Source organism: Streptomyces himastatinicus ATCC 53653 (assembly GCF_000158915.1).
Lineage (GTDB): Bacteria > Actinomycetota > Actinomycetes > Streptomycetales > Streptomycetaceae > Streptomyces > Streptomyces himastatinicus.
This window is the reverse complement of record NZ_GG657754.1, coordinates 2,086,489-2,088,523: the sequence shown is the minus strand read 5'-3', so window position 1 is coordinate 2,088,523 and position 2,035 is coordinate 2,086,489. Positions and strand designations below refer to the sequence as shown.

The window sequence follows — 2,035 nt, the reverse complement described above, 5'->3', positions numbered from 1 at the left end:
CTCCCCGCTCATGGACGTGGGCTCGATCCGCCCTCGGCGCGGCCACCCTCGTGGCCGGTGCCGCCCACCACCTGGCGCTGCCCGAAGTCCCGCCCGGCGCCGAACGCATCCGGCTCGGGAGCGTGAACCTCGCCGCCCGCCGCATCGCCCAGCACCGCGGCTCGGCCGTGGTCCTGGCCGACGGCGACCCCGGCTTCTTCGGCGTCGTACGCGCCCTGCGCGCCCCCGAGCACGGCCTGGAGGTCGAGGTCGTGCCCGCCGTCTCCTCCGTCGCCGCCGCCTTCGCCCGGGCCGGGATGCCCTGGGACGACGCCCAGGTCGTCGTCGCCCACAGCCGCGACCTGCGACGCGCCGTCAACGTCTGCCGCGCCCACACCAAGGTCGCCGTCCTCACCTCGCCCGGCGCGGGCCCCGCCGAACTCGCCCTGCTCCTCGGCCCGGTGCACCGCACCTTCGTCATCTGCGAGGCCCTTGGCACGGAACGCGAGCAGGTCACCGTGCTGACCTCGGACAAGGCCGCCGACCACACCTGGCGCGACCCCAACGTCGTCATCGTCATCGGCGGCTCCGGCGTCGCCGCCCGCACCGGCACACCCACCGGCGCCGCCCGCGGCGCCCTCCAGAGCGGCGGCTGGATCGCCGGGCGCGACCCCGGCTACCCCGGCTCCGTACGCGGCTGGGCGCTGCCCGCCCCCGCGTACGCCACCGTGCTCGGCGAGCACGAGTCGCAGCAGCTGCGCTCCTTCCAACTCGCCCGCCTCGGACCCCGCGTCGGCGACCTGGTCTGGGACATCGGCGCCGGCAGCGGCGCCGCCGCCGTCGAAACCGCCGGATTCGGCGCCGCCGTCATCGCCGTCGACCGCGACCGGGACGCCTGCGAACGCGCCGAAACCCTCGCCCGCCGCTTCGGCGTCCAGCTCCAGGTCGTCCACGGTGCCGCGCCCGACGTCCTCGAAGACCTGCCCGAGCCGGACGTCGTCCGTATCGGCGGCGGGGGCGCACCCGTCGTCGCCGCGTGCGCCGCGCGCCGCCCCGAGCGCATCGTCACCCACGCCACCACCCGCGACGAGGCGGAGGCCATCGGCGCCGCCCTGGAGGTCGGCGGCTACGGGGTCGAGTGCCTGCTGCTGCAATCCGTCGAGTTGGACACCCGGGTGTGGGCCGAACGCGAACGCGCGGTCGCCTTTCTCCTCTGCGGACACCGCCCGCACCAGTGATTTTGTCCCTGTGACGTTCCTCCCGAGCTTCGCCCCGGTGACCTTCTGGAAGGGTCGCGCGGGGTAGGCTGGCGGATCGTTGTACTGCCTGTGCCGCTGCCCGGTGTTCGGCGCTTTATCGGCCAAAGGCCGGAATGTGCCCCTTTCTTACCGGGTCGCGGTGGGCAAGCCTCGGGCGTGCTACGTGCCGCGCACGGCGCACGCTCGTTCTTGCTCACGGGGCTTGCTCCCGGCGGTAGGCGGTTGGAAGGAGCACTAGCGATGGGCGAGGGGTACGCATGACCGACACCGGCCAGGTCCCGGGCGAGGGACTGCCGGAGAACGCAGGCGGACGACTCGGACAACCGCACCCGGCGGATGTCCACGCCCCGCCTGCCGACGCCGGTTACACCGAACAGTCGCAGCCCGGTGTTCCGCCCGGCTCCGGGTACCCCTTCCTCGACGGCCCCGAAACCGGCGGCGAGGAGGACGACCTGCTGCTGATGCCGGGCGCGCAGGGCGCCTGGAGCGAGCAGCAGGCCCAGTACGACCCGCAGTCCCCGTACGACCAGCAGGCGCAGTACGAGCAGCAGATGATGCAGGCCGCGATGCAGCAGCCGTACCCGCAGGAGCAGGGCCACGGGCTGTACGAGGGCGGGGTGCTGGACCCCGGCATGGCCGCGTACGCCGACGCGCAGATGCCCGAGCCGCAGCCGGTCGCCGAGCCCCAGGCCGGGCCGGTCGAGCACCCGGCGCCCGAGCAGCCCGTCCAGCAGCAGCCCGCGCCGCAGCCGCCCCAAGCCCCCGCCGCGCCCCCCACGCCTCCCCGCCGCCCCCTG

General features: G+C 74.9%; 1 protein-coding gene and 1 pseudogene. Both read left to right on the top strand.

Annotated features, from left to right (window positions below; all coding sequences use genetic code 11):
* Positions 1-1,217, top strand: a 1,217-nt coding sequence (gene cbiE, locus SSOG_RS08190; protein ID WP_063631545.1) for a precorrin-6y C5,15-methyltransferase (decarboxylating) subunit CbiE, incomplete at its 5' end; no start/stop codon positions are given.
* A 278-nt stretch (positions 1,218-1,495) separates the two neighbouring features.
* Positions 1,496-2,035 (top strand): annotated as a pseudogene (locus tag SSOG_RS55745) (hypothetical protein); the annotation flags it as partial.